The following is a 16,090-nucleotide window of genomic DNA, read 5'->3' as shown; positions in this document are numbered from 1 at the left end:
CGCGACCGCGGTTGACCAGCAACACTCTGAGGCGTGCACCACCCTGTCGCACGTGACTACGCCCGGGAGGAGAGCGCTGTGGGCCGACACCGCGGACGGCACCGCGCCGACCGGATGCATCACTCGACGCTGCGGATGAAGCCGATCACGCTGCGTCGCCGACGGCTGGAGAGCCTGCGCAGCCTGCTCGCAGGAGCGCGCCCCGGCTGGTGAGAAGGACGGCGGGGGCGACCCCCGAACGCCCCCGCCGTCCACCACCCCGACCCGGACCCGCCGCGCCCGGCCGTCGCACCCCCGGTGCCGCCGTCGCACCCTCCGCACGGGGTGCGGAGACCGCCTGCGGGGTGCGCCGGGAGACCACGCATCGCGAGGCCCGGTGACGGGTCAGGTGCGGTCGGGGCCGTCCACGACCTCGCCGTCGACGACCGGGCCGGTGCCCGCGGCGGGACCGGTGATGCGCGGGTACGCGGCCGCCGAGCGCGGCTCGGTGACGGTCTCCCCCTCGACCACGGTGGCGCCGTAGCGGATCCGCGCGGTGCGCAGGCTCGGTGCGGCCCGCTCGGCGGCGTTCACCATGCGACGCCGGACCAGGGCCCGCGTCGGGGGGAACACCAGGGCGAGACCGAGCACGTCGGTGATCAGGCCCGGCAGGAAGATGAGGATGCCACCGGCGGCGACGAGCAGCCCGTCGGTCGCCTCCTCGTGCGCCAGCTTCCCGCGCTGCACGGCGGTGGCGAGCGCGCGGGCGGCGCGGACGCCCTCCCGGCGGGCGAGCAGGAGCCCGATCACGGACCCGGCGAGCAGGACCAGCAGGGTCCAGCCCAGTCCGATCCACGCGATCAGCCCGGCGAGCGCGACGATCTCGAGCACGACGTAGAGCAGCACGAACGGCATGCCCGTACAACGCACGGGCACGCCGTTCTGCTCCCGGATCGCCCGAATTCCCCGGATCGGTCCCCGGGGCCCCCGGATGATCTCCCCAGGTCACCAGGTGAAGGCGACCCCGGGGTCGTGCAGCAGCGCGCCGACGTCGGCGAGGAAGCGCGAGCCCTCGGCCCCGTCGACGAGGCGGTGGTCGAACGACAGCGCCAGCCGGCACACGGTGCGCACGGCCAGCTCGCCGTCGACGACCCAGGGGGCGGGCTTGATCGACCCCACCGCGAGGATCGCGGCCTCGCCGGGGTTGATGATCGGCGTCCCGGTGTCGACGCCGAGCACGCCGACGTTCGTGATCGTGAACGTGCCCCCGACCAGGTCGGCCGGGGCGGTCCGGCCCGCCCGGGCGGTGTCGGTGAGCGTCGTGAGCGCGTCGGCCATGCCGCGCAGGGTGAGCGTGTCCGCGTCGCGGATCTTGGGGACGACGAGCCCACGCGGCGTCGCGGCGGCGATGCCGAGCTGGACGCGGGCGTAGTAGACGATCTCGCCGGCGCGCTCGTCCCAGCTGGCGTTGACCGCCGGGGTCCGCGCGGCGGCGAGGCAGGCGGCCTTCGCGACGAACGCCAGCGGGGTCAGCTTGACCCCGGCGAACTCGCGCGAGGCCCGCAGCCGGTCGCGCAGGGCCATCATCTCGGTGACGTCGACGTCGAGGAACTCGGTGACGTGCGGCGCGGTGAACGCACTCGCGACCATCGCCGCGGCGGTGGCCTTGCGGACGCCGCGGATGGGCTCACGCCGGTCCTCGGTGGGCCGGGCGGTGGTCGTGCCCGGTCCGGCGACGGTGCCCGGCCCGGCGGTGGTGCCCGGCCCGGCGGCGGTACCCGGGTCGCCGGGACCCGAGCCGTCCGGCGCGGCACCCGAGGTCGCGGCGCCGGCGAGATCCCCGGCAGCGGCACCCCCCGTGGCGAGACCACCGGCAGCGGCACCCGCCGCGGCGGGACCCCCGGCGACCGGCGACCCGGCGGACGTGCCGGCAGCACCCGCTCCGGCGCCCCGGCCGTCGGCCGCAGCGCCGTTCCCGGCACCCGTGAGCCCGGCCCCCGACGCGGCGGCGTGCACGTCCTCCCGGGTGATCCGGCCGTCCCGCCCGGTCCCCGTCACCGCCCGCAGGTCGACGCCGAGCTCCCGTGCGAGCAGCCGGACCGGCGGCGGAGCGAGCGGGACCTGGGCGGCACGCGGTCCGACCGCGTCGCCCCCGGCCCGGCCGTCGGAGCCCCCGGCCCGGCCGTCCGAGCCCCCGGTCTGCCCGTCGGAGCCCCCGGCTCCCGGGTCGGCTCCGGTGGACGTCCCGGGAGCGGCCTGCTCCGGCGACCCGAGCGACTGCTGGGGCGACGGGACGGGGGCCGCGCCCGGCCCCGGGGCGTCCGGGCCCCCGGCGACGGGGTCCCCCGCGGCGACGGACCCGGCCGGCGCAGCGGAGGCGGTGGGCTCGCGCCGGGGCCGTCGCCGGGCGGAGCCCTGCCGCGGCCCGTACCCGACGAGCGTCGCGATCCGTCCGTCCCTGCCCGCCTCACCGATCTTCGCTCCGGTGTCGGCGCCGGCGTCGGGCGCGGACCCACCGGTGTCGATCGCGATGATCGGCGTCCCCACCGCGACGGTCGCGCCCGGCTCGGCCAGCAGCTCGCCGACCGTTCCGGCCCACGGTGAGGGCAGCTCCACGGCCGCCTTCGCCGTCTCGATCTCCACGATCACGTCGTTCACCGCGACCGTGTCGCCCGGCGCCACCCGCCAGGTGACGATCTCGGCCTCGGTCAGCCCCTCGCCGACGTCGGGCAGCTTGAAGTGCTCACGCATGTGCTCGTCCTCACCAGGCCAGGGAACGGTCGACGGCGTCGAGCACCCGGTCCAGGTCCGGCAGGTACTCGTCCTCCAGCCGCGACGGCGGGTAGGGCGTGTCGAAACCGGTCACGCGGAGGACCGGCGCCTCCAGCGAGAAGAAGCACTCCTGCTGGATCCGGGCGGCGACCTCGGAGGTCACCGACGACTCCGCGGGCGCCTCGGACACCACGACCAGCCGACCGGTGCGGCGCACCGAGTCCGCGACCGGGCCGAGGTCGAGCGGGGACAGCGACCGCAGGTCGACCACCTCGAGCTCGCGGCCCTCCTCGGCGGCCGCGGCGGCCGCGTCGAGGCAGGTCCTCACCATCGGCCCGTAGGTGGCGACGGTCAGCGTCGAGCCCGGCCGCACCACCCGCGACGCGTGCAGCGGGTACGCCGACGCCAGGTCGGCGCCGTCGAGCTCGCCCTTCTCCCAGTACCGGCGCTTCGGCTCGAAGAAGATCACCGGGTCGTCGGAGAGGATGGCCTGCTGGATCATCCAGTGCGCGTCCGACGGGGTCGAGCAGGTGACCACCTTCAGGCCCGCGACGTGCGCGAACAGCGACTCGGGCGACTCGGAGTGGTGCTCGACGGCACCGATCCCGCCGCCGTAGGGGATCCGGACGACGACCGGCACCGGCACCCGGCCCTGGGTCCGGTACCGCAGCTTCGCCAGCTGGGACACGATCTGGTCGTAGCCGGGGAAGACGAACCCGTCGAACTGGATCTCGCAGACCGGCCGGAAGCCGCGCACCGCGAGCCCGATCGCGGCGCCGATGATCCCGGACTCCGACAGCGGGGTGTCGAGCACGCGCTGCTCGCCGAAGTCCTTCTGCAGCCCGTCGGTGATGCGGAAGACGCCGCCGAGCCGGCCGACGTCCTCACCCATGACCAGCACCTTGGGGTCGCGCTCCATCGCGGCACGCAGGCCGTCGTTGAGCGCCTTCGCCATCGTGGTCGGCACGGCTCAGTCCTCCTGGTCCGCGAACGACGCGTGGTAGGCCAGGAACTCCTCGCGCTGGCGCTCCACCGTCGGCGACGCCTCGGCGTAGACCTGGGAGAACATCCGCTCCGGACCGGGCTGGGGCATCGCCCGGCAGAACGCCCGCATCCGCTCGCCGAGCTCGTCGGCCTCGGCCTCGACGGCGTCGAAGAAGTCGGCGCCGACGCCGTGCCGGCGGGCCAGGTGCACCCGGACCCGCTCGATCGGGTCCTTGAGCTTCCACAGCTCGACCTCGTCGGCGAGCCGGTAGCGGGTCGCGTCGTCGGAGGTGGTGTGGGAGTCCATCCGGTAGGTGAACGCCTCGATCAGCACCGGGCCGTTGCCGGTGCGGCACTCGTCGAGCGCCCAGCGGGTGACGGCGAGGCAGGCGAGGACGTCGTTGCCGTCCACCCGGACGCCGGGGAAGCCGTAGCCGCGGGCGCGCTGGTAGAGCGGCACCCGGGTCTGGCGCTCGGCCGGCACCGAGATCGCCCACTGGTTGTTCTGGCAGAAGAAGACCAGCGGCGCGTCGTAGGCGGCGGCCCAGACGAAGCCCTCGTGGACGTCGCCCTGGCTGGTGGCGCCGTCGCCGAAGTAGCAGATGGTGGCCTCTCCGGTGTCCCGGTCGCCGACCTTGGACTCGAAGCGCTGGCCCATCGCGTACCCGGCGGCGTTGAGGCACTGGTTGCCGATGACGATCGTGTACGGGTGGAACCGGGTCGCGACCGGGTCCCAGGTGCCGTGGTCGGTGCCGCGGAAGATGCCGAGCAGCTCGGTCGGGTCGACCCCGCGGCACCAGGCGACGCCGTGCTCGCGGTAGCTGGGGAAGCACATGTCCTCGGGTGCGAGCGCGCGGCCGGAGCCGACCTGCGCGGCCTCCTGGCCGAGCAGCGGCACCCAGAGGCCGAGCTCGCCCTGGCGCTGCAGGGAGTTGCCCTCGCGGTCGGCCCGCCGGACCAGGACGAGGTCGCGGTAGAGCGACTGCAGGTCCTCTGCGGTGATGTCGGCGGCGTAGCGGTCGAAGCGCTCGTCGGGCACCCGCTCGCCCTCGGGGGTGAGCAGCTGGACGAGCTCCGGCCCGCCCTCGTCGACGCCCTTCAGCCCGGCGACGACCTGGTCGTGGCTGGGCCGGGATCGCGGATCGGTCGGTATCCACGCCTGGGGTACGTCCACGGCAGACCTCCTCGGTCGCACCGGGCGGGGTCACGCCCGGGAGCGTCGGCTCCGGGCCCGTGCGGGTGGTGCGGCCCCGGGACGCGCAGGCGCGTCACCGCCGATCCTGGCACGTCACCGGCCCCGAGGAGAACCGGTGCCCCGCAGGTCGACGGGTGGACGACGGACCGTCGGACGTCCACAGACGACGGTCCCGGCACCCGGCCGGGACCGTCGCGGGAGCGGGTCAGGCGCCGTGCGGGCGCTCCGGGTCCGGCGGCGGGAACGCCGGGGGCTGCTGCGGGGTGCGCTGCGTCGGCGCGTCCGCACCGCCCGCCGGGTACGGCGGGTTCCCGGCGGCCGGGCGGCCCGGGGCGGGCGGGGTGGTGCCCGGCGCGCCGTAGCCGTAGCCGGGCTGCGGGATGCCCGCCGCGTCCTTCGCCTTGCGCGCGGCCCCGGCGATCTGGTTCGTGTACTTGCCCTTGGTCTGCTTGTCGACGAACTGGGCGGCGGAGTCGAGGGCCTTGCCCGCCTTGTCCGGGTTGGACCGGGCGTAGCGGCGGGCGGCCTCGACCGCTCCTGCCAGAACGGTGAGTCTGCGGAACAGCGACATCTTCGAGGACCTCCGTGACGGTGCGGCACCGCGTCGATCCCGCGGCACTCGGTCGTCGCACCAACAGTAGGCGAACGGGCACGGACCGGCGCGGCGCTCCACCGGCGTGCGACGAGCACGTAACGGATCGACCGTGCGGGCGGCGGTGACCCGTCGGTAAGTGGCAGGATCCCCGCCGTTCGACCCCGCCTCACCTGGAAGGCAACCGCATGACGACCGCGAGGACCCGCAGCGTCCGCTCCCTGACCGGGATCGCACTGTCCGCACTGACCGCACTGGTCCTGACCGGCTGTGGCGCCGGCGGCGACGGCAGCGGGGGAGGCGGCTCCGCCGAGGCCACCGGCACCGATGCTCCGATCCCGGCCGTCGCCAAGGACGACCGGCTCGCCGCGATGGTGCCGGCCGAGGTGCGGCAGGACGGCACGTGGGTCGTCGGCACCGACCCGACCTACCCGCCGAACGAGTTCACCGCGCCCGACGGCACCACGATCATCGGGATGGAGGTCGACCTCGGCAACGCCATCGCCCAGAAGCTGGGGCTGACCGCGAAGTTCGAGCAGAGCCAGTTCTCCGGGATCATCCCGGGCATCACCGGCGGCCGCTACGAGGCCGGCATCTCGTCGTTCACCATCAACGACGAGCGCACCAAGGTGCTCGACATGGTCGGCTACTTCTCCGCGGGCACCAGCCTCGCCACCCGCAAGGGCAACCCGGACGGGATCGACCCGAACGACCTCTGCGGCAAGGCCGTCGGCGTCCAGCAGGGCACCGTGCAGGTCGAGGACGTGCAGGCCCGCACCACGAAGTGCACCGACGAGGGCAAGCCGGCCATCCAGGTGACCGAGCTGCAGGCCCAGACCGACGTGACGCTCGCGCTGAACTCGAACCGGATCGTCGCGATGCTCGCCGACTCCCCGGTCGCGGCCTACGCGCAGACCACCACGAACGGCGCCGTCGAGGTCGTCGGGCAGCCCTACGACACCGCCCCGTACGGCGTCGCGCTGAAGAAGAACGACGGCCAGTACGCCCAGGCCGTGCAGGGCGCCGTCCAGTCGCTGATCGACGACGGCACCTACACGAGGATCCTCGACAAGTGGAACGTCGCCAACGGCGCCATCGCCACGTCCTCGATCAACGGTGGCTGAGCCGGCGACCACCGGCGCCCGCCCCGAGCCCCGCGACGCGGTCGCCGTCCGGCACCCCGGACGGTGGGTCGCGATCGCGGTGCTCGCGGTCCTGGGCGCGATGCTGGTCAACACGCTGCTGACCAACGAGAACTTCGGGTGGCCGATCGTCGCCCAGTACCTGTTCTCCGCGCCGGTGCTGAACGGCTTGGCGAACACCCTCGTGCTCACCGTGCTGTCGATGCTGATCGGCATCGTCGGCGGCGTCGGGCTGGCCGTCATGCGGCTCTCGCCGAACCCGGTGCTGTCCGGGGTGGCCGGGGTGTACCTGTGGCTGTTCCGCGGCACCCCGCTGATCGCCCAGCTGCTGTTCTGGAGCTTCCTGTCGGCGCTCTACCCGAACCTGTCGCTGGGCATCCCGTTCGGCCCGGAGTTCGTCGTGTTCGACACGAACTCGCTGATCACGCCGTTCCTGGCGTGCCTGCTGGGCCTCGGGCTGAACGAGGCCGCCTACATGGCCGAGATCGTGCGCGGCGGTATCCAGTCGGTCGACCAGGGCCAGAGCGAGGCCGCCGGGGCGCTCGGCATGACCCGCGCCCAGACGCTGCGCCGGGTGGTGCTCCCGCAGGCGATGCGGGTGATCATCCCGCCGACCGGCAACGAGACCATCGGCATGCTGAAGACGACGTCGCTGGTCGTCGTCATCGGCTACACCGAGCTGCTCACCTCGGTGCAGCGGATCTACTCGACGAACTTCCAGACCATCCCGCTGCTGATCGTGGCCGCGGCCTGGTACCTGCTGCTGACCTCGCTGCTCACCGCCGGCCAGCGGGTCATCGAACGCCGCTACGGCCGCGGAGTCGCCGGTGCCGTCACCGAGGCGACCCCGCTGGTGCGGCTGTTCTCGTTCCGGACGGGAGGGAAGACCTCGTGACCCCGATGGTCCGCGCCGAGACGGTCGGCAAGAGCTTCGGCGACGTCGAGGTGCTCCGCGGCGTCGACCTCGTCGTCGAGCCCGGGCAGGTCTGCTGCGTGATCGGGCCGTCCGGCTCGGGCAAGTCCACGCTGCTGCGCTGCATCAACCACCTCGAGACGATCGACACCGGGCGGCTCTGGGTGGGCGGCGAGCTCATGGGTCTGCGCGAGGAGAACGGGAGGCTGTACCGGCTGCGCGACTCCGCGCTCGGCAGGCAGCGCCGCGAGATCGGCATGGTGTTCCAGCGCTTCAACCTGTTCCCGCACCGCACCGCGGCGGAGAACGTGATGGAGGCGCCGGTCGTCGTCCGCCGGGAGTCCCGCGCGACCGCACGGAAGCGGGCCGTGGAGCTGCTCGGCCGGGTCGGGCTGGCCGACCGGGCCGACGCCTACCCCGCGCAGCTGTCCGGCGGGCAGCAGCAGCGCGTGGCGATCGCCAGGGCGCTGGCCATGCAGCCGAAGCTGATGCTGTTCGACGAGCCGACCTCGGCGCTCGACCCGGAGCTGGTCGGCGAGGTGCTCGACGTGATGCGCGAGCTGGCCCGCGAGGGCATGACGATGATCGTCGTGACCCACGAGATGGGTTTCGCCCGCGAGGTCGGCGACGCGCTGGTGTTCATGGACGACGGCCGGATCGTCGAGTCGGGCGACCCGCGCGCGGTGCTCTCCGACCCGCAGGAGGAGCGCACCCGCGCGTTCCTGTCGAAGGTGCTCTGAGAGGCGACGGTCCGGGAGGCGTCGCGGCGTTAGCATCGCGGGATGTACTCGGCGACGGCCTCCTCCTTCGACGAGTGGAGCGCGATCGCCGAGACCGGTTTCGTCCCGCTCCGGGTGCAGCCACCGGGCGGACGGCCCGCGGCCTTCCGCGGCGAGCTCGTCGGGCGCGGGCTCGACGCCCGCCTGGACGTCTCCCGGATCACCGCCGACCCGTGCCGCATGACCCGCTCCGGGTCGCTCGACGACGCGCCGGACACGCTGTTCCTCTCGATCCAGCGCGGCGGCTCGGTGCGCGTGTCGCAGGCGGGGCGGGTCGCCCGGGCCGTCGCCGGTGAGGCCGTGCTCTACCGCAGCCGCGACCGGCTGTCGCTGGTGTGCGAGCAGCCGACCACCTGCCTCACCCTCCAGGTGACGGCGGAGCACGCCGAGCTCGACGGGGCGGCCGTCGCCGCGGCCCTCGCGCGCACGATCCCGGCCTCGACACCGGCACTGCGCGTACTGGCCGCCACCCTCGCCACGCTCGAGCGGACCGCCGACGGCCTGGACCCGGTGCCGGCCGCCCGGATGTCGTCGGCGGTGCTGCAGATGCTCGACGCCCTGCTCGGCTCACTCGACGGCACCGAGACGCTCCCGACCGGCCCGGTCGCCCTCGCCGCGACGATGCAACGGTTCGTCCTGGACAACCTCACCGACCCCGGTCTGTCCGTCGACGCCGTCGCCCGGCGGTTCGGGGTCTCCGGCCGCTACGTGACGCGGGTGTTCGCCGACGCGGGCCGGCCGCCACCCGCCACGTTCCTGCGCGAGGAGCGTCTGCGGCGGGCCGTCCGACTGCTCGACGGGGAGCACCGCCCCACGGTCGCCGCCGTCGCCGCGCGGTGCGGGTTCGCCGACACGACCACATTCACCCGGGCCTTCCGGCGCCGCTACGGGGTCACCCCGGGAGCGTGGGGCCGTCCGGGGGCGTCCGACCGGCAGGTCGGGTCCCCGCGGCCGTGAGCACGGCCGCCAGGTCGGCGGCGATCGACGCCGCGTCCCGGGTGTCCGGCCAGAACCGGGCCGGGACGGCGGCGGGGTCGAGCAGGTAGGTCATCGCGGTGTGCTGCACGTCGTAGCCGTCCGGGGTGTCGCGGCGGCGGGTGAAGACGCGGAAGGCCGCCGCCGCGTCGCCGGTCTGCTCCTCGGTCCCGGTGAGTCCGGTGAACCGGGGGTGGGTGGCCGCGAGGTGGCTCCGCAGTCGGTCCGGGGTGTCCCGGCCGGGGTCGACCGTCACGTACAGGGGGACCACGGCGGCTGCCGCCGCGCCCAGCCGGTCGAGTACGTCGTCGAGCAGGACGAGTGCGCGGGGGCAGACCACCCGGCACGCGGTGAACCCGAACCGGACCAGCTGCCAGCGCCCGCGGTAGGTCGCCTCGGTGACCCCGACCCCGTGGTGGTCCACCAGCGAGTAGGTCGCGCGGATCGGTGGCGCGGTCACGGCGCGGCCACCAGGTCGACCGCCGCGCCGTCCGGCACCGCCAGCACCGCCGGGGTGCGCGGGGTGACCTCGGTGCCGTCCAGGCACAGCCGGGTCCCGGGTGCGAGGCCGGCGAGGGTCACGGTGCCCCCGCCGGGAACGCTCCGGTCGCGGCGCAGGCGGGCGTGCAGCACGCCGTCGACGACCTCGGCCCTGCTGACCTCGACGTCGCGTTCCACCTCGGCGAGCCGGGGCGCGTCGTGGTGGCCGGCCGGCCAGGGCTCGCGGTAGAGGCCCCGCAGGCCGTCCTCGACGTTCAACCGCGCGTAGCCGAGCAGGACGTTGCCGGTCATCGGCTCGATCTCGGTGCGCCGCCCGTCGGCGTCGCGGGGTGTGTCGTTGCGCGGGTAGTACAGGCCGCCGTCGCGCTCGGTCGGGGCCATGAACCGGTCGGCGTGGGCGAGCAGGCCGGCGAGGGTCTCCCGGTCGCCCATCTCCGAGGCCCAGGCCGCGACCCAGCCGAAGTCGCAGGTGTCGGACACGATCTCCTGACCCATGACCTGACGGGCGGGCGCGGAGGGCACCGAGAACGTCCCGTCGGGACCGGGTTCGAGGAAGTCGGCGACCTGTCGCCGGTAGTGACGGCGCACGAAGTCACCGTTCCAGGTGTTCATCAGCGCGCCGCACCACGCGTCGGCCCAGGGGGAGGGGAGGTCGTTGGGCCGCACCTCCCGGGTGTCCTCGGAGATCATCATGGCGTAGTGGCCGCCTTCGTCGAGGCGGCCGAAGTCGGCCCACGCCTTCTCGTAGCCGGCCACGACCTCGTCGGCACGGCGGCCACCGGTGATCTGGTCGTGCAGCCGGAACCCGAGGATCGCGGGCTGGTTGCAGATCTGGAAGACGCAGTTCGGCTCGCACGCGACGCCGAGGTAGCCGCTCTCGACCATCAGCCAGTACAGGTGCTCGGTCAGCGAGTCCCGGTCGTAGGCGAACCGCTTCTCCTCCCCGCCCCAGAAGAACGACCAGTGCCGGAAGGTCAGCGCGCCGGGGGCCGCGAAGTGGTCCGAGCCGAAGAGCTGGTCGTGCAGCGTGGCACACGACTGCACGTACGCCGAGTACATGATGTTGTCCCGGACCACCGGGTCCCACTGCTCGGTGTAGCCGTCGGAGAGGTGGGCGTTGAACACCGAGCCGCCGCGCGAGACGTCGCGCCAGTAGAGCCACACCTCGGGCTGGAGCAGCTTCTCGACCAGCCGGCGGATCGTGGGGGCGAACAGGCCGGGCGCCGCGGGCAGCCGATGCCGGTGGGTGAGGGCGAGCCCGTAGACCATGTAGGCGAGCTGGAAGCGATAGCCGCCGAAGTCGTCCTGGCTGACACCCTTGCCGTGCATCAGCGACCAGTCGTTGGGCAGCTGCCGGGACAGGTTGTCCCAGTGCCGCAGGTGGCCGAGCTGCTCGCGGGTCAGGATCCCGTGGGACACCGTCGTCCTCCCTCCGGCGGCCGCCCACGCGGTCCGCCGCGCCGGACCGTAGGCCGGTCCCCGGCCGCCGGGCCGTCGTTCCCGGAACCCGAGCAGGGCGTTCCGGGAACACCGGCCGCGGCGGACCGGGCCTCAGCTGCGGGGGATGCGCCCCATCAGGAAGAACTCCGGGTTGGGGCGCAGCGCGGTCAGGTGCGCGAGCCGGTTCGACATCGCGAACAGCGCGGTGATCGCGCCGACGTCCCAGATCTCGTCCTCGGACAGCCCCGCGGCGCGGGCGTCGTCGAGGTCGGCCTCGGTGAGCGCCTCGGAGTTCCGGGCGACCAGCAGGGCCAGGTCGACGATCGCGCGCTCGCGCTCCGACAGCTCGACGGCGTAGGGGTTGGTCGCGACGCGGTCGGCGACCTCCGGGTCCTTGTAGCGGACCCGGAGGATCGCGCCGTGCGCGACGACGCAGTAGGTGCAGTTGTTCGCCCCCGAGGTGGCGACGACGACCAGCTCGCGCTCGGCCTTGGACAGTCCGTCGTCGGAGTCCATCAGCGCGTCGTGGTAGTCCAGGAACGCCCGCAGCTCCCTCGGCCGCCGCCCCAGCGCGCGGAACACGTTCGGGACGAACCCCGACCGCTCCGCGATCGCGCCGATCCGCTCCGCCAGGTCCGGCGGGAGCCCGTCGGGATCGACGTGCCCGAACCTGCTCACCTCGTGCTGTGCCATGCCGCGGACGCTAGCCGTCCGGGCCGTCAGCCGGGAGCGGCGACGCCGGTCCGGTAGGCCCACACCACGGTCTGCAGCCGGTCCCGGGTCCCGATCTTCGCCATCGCCCGGCCCAGGTGCGACTTGACCGTGGACGTCTCGACGACCAGTTCCTCGGCGATCTCGGCGTTGGACAGCCCGCGGGCCAGCATCCGCACGATCTCGGTCTCGCGCGGGGTCAGCGGCGCGACCCCGCCGTCGGGCGCGGCGTCCGGGGCCGGGCGGCGACGCGCGAACTCGGCGATCACCCGGCGGGTGACGGTCTGGTCGATCAGCCCGTCGCCGCGGGCGAGGCGGCGGACGGCGTCGACGAGGTCGTCGGGGTGGGTGTCCTTCAGGACGAACCCGCTCGCGCCCGCCTCCAGCGCACCGAACACGTAGTCGTCGAGGTCGAAGGTGGTGACGACGAGGACCGCCGGGACCGGGTCGTCGAGGCCGGTGATCTCCCGGGTCGCGACGAGCCCGTTGCCGCCGGGCATCCGGACGTCCATGCAGACGACGTCGGGCCGGTGCGCGCGCACCAGCGCGACGGCCTCCGGCCCGCTCGACGCCTCGCCGACGACCTCGACGTCACCGGCCAGCTCCAGGAACATCCGGAACCCGGCCCGGACCACGGCCTGGTCGTCGGCCAGAACCACCCTGATCACGCGCGTCCCCCTCCGGTCTCCGGGCCGGGATCGTGCGGGACGACCAGGCGGACCCGCCAGCCGTCGTCGCCGGTCCGGCCCGCCTCGAACTCACCCCCGACCAGCTGCGCCCGCTCGCGCATCCCGGCCAGCCCGAACCCACGGGTGCCCGGCGCGCTGCCGGACTCCGGCGGGGTGCCGCGCGCGGGCCCGTTCACCACCTCGACGGCGACCCGGTCGTCGGCGTGGGTCACGGTCACCCGGACCGGGGCGCCGGCGGCGTGCTCACGGGCGTTGGCCAGTGCCTCCTGCACCACCCGGTAGCAGGTGACGTCGGCGACCGGGGACGGCTCGCCCGGGTCCCCGCGCCGGACCAGCTCCACCGGCCCGCCCAGCTCCCGGGCCTGCTCCACGAGCCCGTCGAGCTCGGCGAGGCCGGGGACCGGGGCGTCGGCCTCGGCGCCGCCCGCGCCCGGCTCCCGCAGCGCCCCGACCACCAGACGCAGGTCGTGCAGGGTCCGGCGACCCTGCTCCCGCAGCCGGGACGCCGTCCGGCGCGCCTCGTCCGGGTCCCGGTCCACCAGCCGCTCGACCACCGCGGCCTGCACGACCATCGCCGACAGGTGGTGCGCGGCGACGTCGTGCAGCTCGCGGGCCATCCGCGCCCGCTCCCGGGCGACGGCGGCGTCCGCCCGCTCCCGGTACGCCGCGACGACACCGGCCGTGTGCACCCGGTCGAGCTCGGCGTAGCGACGCCGGGTCCGCAGGTACACGCCCAGCAGCAGCGGGCCGCCGTAGACCAGGACCGCCGACAGCACCTGGGCGACGACCAGCCCGGCCGCGCCGAGCAGTGCACCGTCGGCCGGTCGCACCGCGATCCCGGTGAGCACCACGGTGGTCTCGACGACCGCCGCCGCGCCGACCAGGGCACCGGCCCGTCGCGTCGGGAGCCGGGACCCGCAGGTGCCGGCCGCGACCGCCGTCGCCGGGCCGCGCAGGGCCGCACCCACCGGCAGCAGGACGACGTTCACCAGCTCCAGCCCGACCGTCAGCGCCAGGCAGACCGCCGGGGCGGTGCGGCGCAGCGCCAGCAGCAGGTTCGCCGCGGTCACCACCCCCAGGGCCAGCGCCGCCGTGCCCGGCGCCAGGCCCAGCTCCGCGGCCGGACCCGGTGCCAGCACCACCGGGGTGACCACCGCGAGCGTCCCGGCCGCGACGAGCACCGCCAGCGCGGCGTCGCGGCGGCGCGGTCCGGCCAGGCCGAGCGCGGTGAGCCGGGCGTCGAGCCGTTCCGCGCCCGTGCGGGGCGGCGGTTCGGGGTGCGGGTGCATGGGGGTCTCCGGCCTCGGGTGGGGTGATCGTAGGGCTCAGTAGGTGAGGCTCGGCAGCAGCAGGCCCGCCACGACCGCCACCACCGCGACGCCGGCCAGCGCGACCAGCAGCAGCACCCGGCCGGTCACCTGCCACCCGCCGGCCCGGGAGCGCAGCGCGGTGACCACCCCGGCCGCCGCGACGGGCACGCCCGCCAGCCCGATCCACTGGAGCACCTGGAGCCCGCGCAGGACCGGGAGCGGCACGTCGACCAGCGACGCGATCGTGAGCACCGAGACCACCCAGCCCGTGAGCGCGACGAGCGCGGCCACCGCCGCCGCCCGGGTGAGGCCGTGCAGGACCCGGTCGGTCCGCGGCCGGGCCGCGACGACCACGCCGTACCGGCGCCGCCACAGCGCCCCCGCGGGCCGGGCGACCAGCGCGCCGAGCAGCACCACGACCGAACCGGCCAGCACCGTGCCGAGCAGCGCCGCGTCGCGCAGCGGGCCGACCGGCAGCTCGGTGAACGCCGCGTCGTGGCCCAGCGCGGTGACCCGGCCGTCGGCGTCGGTGCGCACGGTCAGCAGCCGCTGGCCGCCGACCTCCCGCCACAGCCCGGGCCGGACCTCGGCGTAGGCGGCCGGGCGGACGTCGTTCGGGGCGGGGGAGACCAGCAGCGTGCCGTCCGGGCGGGCCGCCACCCGCATCTGCCCCATCAGGTTCATCGCGCCCATGAAGGTGCTCGCCGACCGGCGCGCCGACTCGTAGGTCCCCGCGATCGCGGCGGCCCGGGCCGGGGTGCCGGCGTCCGGGGCGGGTGCCGGGCCCGCCGCGCCGGGCAGGTAGCGGTCGGTGAACCCCTCGGTCACCGCGCGCCGCAGCTCCAGGGTGTCCGCGCCGCCGCGGCCGCTGCTGTTCGTCGTGACGAACACGCCGATCCGCTCGGCCGGGTACAGCTGCAGGTGCGAGTGGAACCACTGGGTGTCGCCGCCGTGGCCGAGGATCAGGTGGCCGTTGCGGCTCTCGTCGAACAGGCCGGGTGCCATCCGCGGGCCGTCGGCGAGCGCACCGAGAGTGTCCGGGCCCAGCGCCGGGCGCTGCATCAGCGCCCACGCGGCCGGGGAGAGCAGCGGGGTCGAACCGGGCGCACCGAGCAGGGCCGAGGCGAACCGGCCCATGTCGGTGGCCGACGCGCTGAGCGACCCGGCCGGGGCCGGGCCGACGAACTCGAACGGTGCCGGCGGGGCGTCGACACTGGTGTAGCCCTCCGACATCGCCGCCGCGGCGGCCGCGGGCAGCGGCTGGTCGAAGGTCGCGGTGGTCATGCCGGCGCGGTCGAGGACCTCGCGCTGCACGTAGCGCTCGAAGGGCTCCCCGGTGACCCGCTCGACGACGTACCCGGCCAGGCCGTAGCCGTAGTTGGAGTACGACGGCACGGTGCCGGGGGTGCCGACCTGCTCGGGCGGGTCGGTGGCGAGGAACTCCCGCAGCGACGGGCCGCCCGGCGCGGTGCGGATGAGGCCGCGGATCTGCTCCTCGAAGCCCGCGGTGTGGCTCAGCAGGTTCCGCAGGGTCACCGGGCCCCGGGGCATCGGCACGTCGATGTCGAGGTAGCGGCGGACGTCGGCGTCGAGGTCGACCAGGCCGCGGTCGGCGAGCTGCAGTACGGCGACCGCGGTGGCCACCTTCGACACCGATCCGACCCGGAACAGCGTCCGGTCGGGGTCGACCGGCCTGCCCGGTCCGGCCGAGCCGTAGCCGCGGGTGGCGAGGACCTGCCCGTCGCGGACGACGGTGACCGCGGCCCCGGCGATGCCGGTCCGGTCGAGCGCGGCGGGGACGAGGCCGTCCAGCCAGGCGCCGACGTCGGCGGGGCCGAGCGGGGCGGTCGGGACGGCCGCCCGCGGGGCCGGGTCGGGGGCCGGCGCGGCCGGGGCCGCGCAGCCGCCGACCAGGGCCGCGACCAGCACGACGAGCAGGGCGATGGCGGCGGGGCGACGGCGGGGCGGGCCGCCGGTCCGGCGTGCGGTGATCATGTCGTCGAGCCTCGCCGGAACGGGTCCCCGGCACATCGGGCGCAGGTCGGCACCGCGGCCTACGACCTCCGACGGAGACCGCCCTTCCCCGCGCGAGGCCCGATCGGGGACCA

16 protein-coding genes are annotated in these 16,090 nt (G+C 75.1%); 5 read left to right on the top strand and 11 right to left on the bottom strand.

The features are described from left to right. Nucleotides 1-78 precede the first annotated feature (78 nt). Nucleotides 79-213, top strand: coding sequence for a hypothetical protein (locus ND486_RS28935; RefSeq protein ID WP_255497807.1), 135 nt, complete (start codon nt 79-81; stop codon nt 211-213). A gap of 171 nt (nt 214-384) precedes the next feature. Here ND486_RS28935 and ND486_RS07435 read toward each other — a convergent pair whose 3' ends face one another. The 5 genes from ND486_RS07435 to ND486_RS29640 all read right to left on the bottom strand — a co-directional run bounded on the left by ND486_RS07435 (nt 385) and on the right by ND486_RS29640 (nt 5,501). Then, the gene (locus ND486_RS07435) at nt 385-894 is read right to left on the bottom strand and encodes an FxsA family protein (protein WP_251783358.1); all 510 of its coding nucleotides are present in this window, start codon (nt 892-894) and stop codon (nt 385-387) included. 90 nt (nt 895-984) lie between these two features. Next, nucleotides 985-2,730, bottom strand: a complete 1,746-nt coding sequence (locus ND486_RS07430; protein WP_251783357.1) for a dihydrolipoamide acetyltransferase family protein — start codon at nt 2,728-2,730, stop codon at nt 985-987. 10 nt (nt 2,731-2,740) lie between these two features. Beyond that, nucleotides 2,741-3,706 carry an alpha-ketoacid dehydrogenase subunit beta gene (locus tag ND486_RS07425; RefSeq protein ID WP_178373126.1) on the bottom strand — a complete coding sequence of 322 codons (966 nt, stop codon included), beginning with the start codon at nt 3,704-3,706 and terminating at the stop codon, nt 2,741-2,743. 15 nt (nt 3,707-3,721) lie between these two features. Continuing rightward, on the bottom strand, nt 3,722-4,909 hold the full coding sequence (gene pdhA / locus ND486_RS07420; RefSeq protein ID WP_062398901.1) for a pyruvate dehydrogenase (acetyl-transferring) E1 component subunit alpha: 1,188 nt from the start codon (nt 4,907-4,909) through the stop codon (nt 3,722-3,724). 226 nt (nt 4,910-5,135) lie between these two features. Next, the gene (locus ND486_RS29640) at nt 5,136-5,501 is read right to left on the bottom strand and encodes an antitoxin (RefSeq protein ID WP_073576094.1); all 366 of its coding nucleotides are present in this window, start codon (nt 5,499-5,501) and stop codon (nt 5,136-5,138) included. A 209-nt stretch (nt 5,502-5,710) separates the two neighbouring features. Here ND486_RS29640 and ND486_RS07410 point away from each other — a divergent pair, with 209 nt between their 5' ends. The 4 genes from ND486_RS07410 to ND486_RS07395 are packed head-to-tail and all read left to right on the top strand — an operon-like array spanning nt 5,711 to nt 9,313. Next, nucleotides 5,711-6,646, top strand: a complete 936-nt coding sequence (locus tag ND486_RS07410) for an ABC transporter substrate-binding protein (protein WP_251783356.1) — start codon at nt 5,711-5,713, stop codon at nt 6,644-6,646. Next, nucleotides 6,639-7,559, top strand: a complete 921-nt coding sequence (locus ND486_RS07405; protein ID WP_208822769.1) for an amino acid ABC transporter permease — start codon at nt 6,639-6,641, stop codon at nt 7,557-7,559. The genes ND486_RS07410 and ND486_RS07405 overlap by 8 nt, the downstream gene beginning before the upstream one ends. Then, the gene (locus ND486_RS07400; RefSeq protein WP_307799466.1) at nt 7,556-8,317 is read left to right on the top strand and encodes an amino acid ABC transporter ATP-binding protein; all 762 of its coding nucleotides are present in this window, start codon (nt 7,556-7,558) and stop codon (nt 8,315-8,317) included. The genes ND486_RS07405 and ND486_RS07400 overlap by 4 nt, the downstream gene beginning before the upstream one ends. A 42-nt stretch (nt 8,318-8,359) precedes the next feature. Next, complete coding sequence (locus tag ND486_RS07395) at nt 8,360-9,313, top strand: AraC family transcriptional regulator (protein WP_251783355.1); 954 nt, start codon at nt 8,360-8,362, stop codon at nt 9,311-9,313. On the opposite strand, the gene ND486_RS07390 is transcribed toward ND486_RS07395, so the two are convergent. The 6 genes from ND486_RS07390 to ND486_RS07365 form a co-directional block, all read right to left on the bottom strand. Continuing rightward, a complete protein-coding gene (locus tag ND486_RS07390) occupies nt 9,249-9,791 on the bottom strand; it encodes an SCO family protein (protein ID WP_251783354.1) in 543 nt (180 codons plus the stop codon). The two genes, ND486_RS07395 and ND486_RS07390, sit on opposite strands and share 65 nt — an antisense overlap. Then, entirely contained in the window at nt 9,788-11,251 is a 1,464-nt protein-coding gene (locus ND486_RS07385; protein WP_251783353.1) for a hypothetical protein, read from the bottom strand. Before ND486_RS07385 ends, ND486_RS07390 begins: the two co-directional genes overlap by 4 nt. A gap of 132 nt (nt 11,252-11,383) precedes the next feature. Next, complete coding sequence (locus tag ND486_RS07380) at nt 11,384-11,965, bottom strand: peroxidase-related enzyme (protein ID WP_251783352.1); 582 nt, start codon at nt 11,963-11,965, stop codon at nt 11,384-11,386. Nucleotides 11,966-11,991: 26 nt separating this feature from the next. Further along, complete coding sequence (locus tag ND486_RS07375; protein WP_251783351.1) at nt 11,992-12,651, bottom strand: response regulator transcription factor; 660 nt, start codon at nt 12,649-12,651, stop codon at nt 11,992-11,994. Then, nucleotides 12,648-13,961: a sensor histidine kinase gene (locus ND486_RS07370; protein WP_251783350.1), complete on the bottom strand. Its 1,314-nt coding sequence runs from the start codon at nt 13,959-13,961 to the stop codon at nt 12,648-12,650. The genes ND486_RS07375 and ND486_RS07370 overlap by 4 nt, the downstream gene beginning before the upstream one ends. Nucleotides 13,962-13,997: 36 nt before the next feature. Beyond that, nucleotides 13,998-15,977 (bottom strand): serine hydrolase domain-containing protein, encoded by a 1,980-nt coding sequence (locus ND486_RS07365; protein WP_251783349.1) that lies wholly within the window; start codon nt 15,975-15,977, stop codon nt 13,998-14,000. Nucleotides 15,978-16,090 lie beyond the last annotated feature (113 nt).

This window comes from Pseudonocardia sp. DR1-2 (genome assembly GCF_023717215.1).
Taxonomy (GTDB): domain Bacteria; phylum Actinomycetota; class Actinomycetes; order Mycobacteriales; family Pseudonocardiaceae; genus Pseudonocardia; species Pseudonocardia alni.
Note: the sequence above shows the minus strand (reverse complement) of the source record. Positions and strands in the feature narration are given on the sequence as shown.

What these genes read in the sequence shown, in the direction of transcription:
- ND486_RS29640 (WP_073576094.1), bottom strand. Translation starts at nt 5,501, where the DNA reads ATGTCGCTGTTCCGCAGACTCACCGTTCTGGCAGGAGCGGTCGAGGCC.
- ND486_RS07430 (WP_251783357.1), bottom strand. Translation starts at nt 2,730, where the DNA reads ATGCGTGAGCACTTCAAGCTGCCCGACGTCGGCGAGGGGCTGACCGAG.
- ND486_RS07380 (WP_251783352.1), bottom strand. Translation starts at nt 11,965, where the DNA reads ATGGCACAGCACGAGGTGAGCAGGTTCGGGCACGTCGATCCCGACGGG.
- ND486_RS07425 (WP_178373126.1), bottom strand. Translation starts at nt 3,706, where the DNA reads ATGGCGAAGGCGCTCAACGACGGCCTGCGTGCCGCGATGGAGCGCGAC.
- ND486_RS07370 (WP_251783350.1), bottom strand. Translation starts at nt 13,961, where the DNA reads ATGCACCCGCACCCCGAACCGCCGCCCCGCACGGGCGCGGAACGGCTC.
- ND486_RS07365 (WP_251783349.1), bottom strand. Translation starts at nt 15,977, where the DNA reads ATGATCACCGCACGCCGGACCGGCGGCCCGCCCCGCCGTCGCCCCGCC.
- ND486_RS07410 (WP_251783356.1), top strand. Translation starts at nt 5,711, where the DNA reads ATGACGACCGCGAGGACCCGCAGCGTCCGCTCCCTGACCGGGATCGCA.
- ND486_RS07395 (WP_251783355.1), top strand. Translation starts at nt 8,360, where the DNA reads ATGTACTCGGCGACGGCCTCCTCCTTCGACGAGTGGAGCGCGATCGCC.
- ND486_RS07435 (WP_251783358.1), bottom strand. Translation starts at nt 894, where the DNA reads ATGCCGTTCGTGCTGCTCTACGTCGTGCTCGAGATCGTCGCGCTCGCC.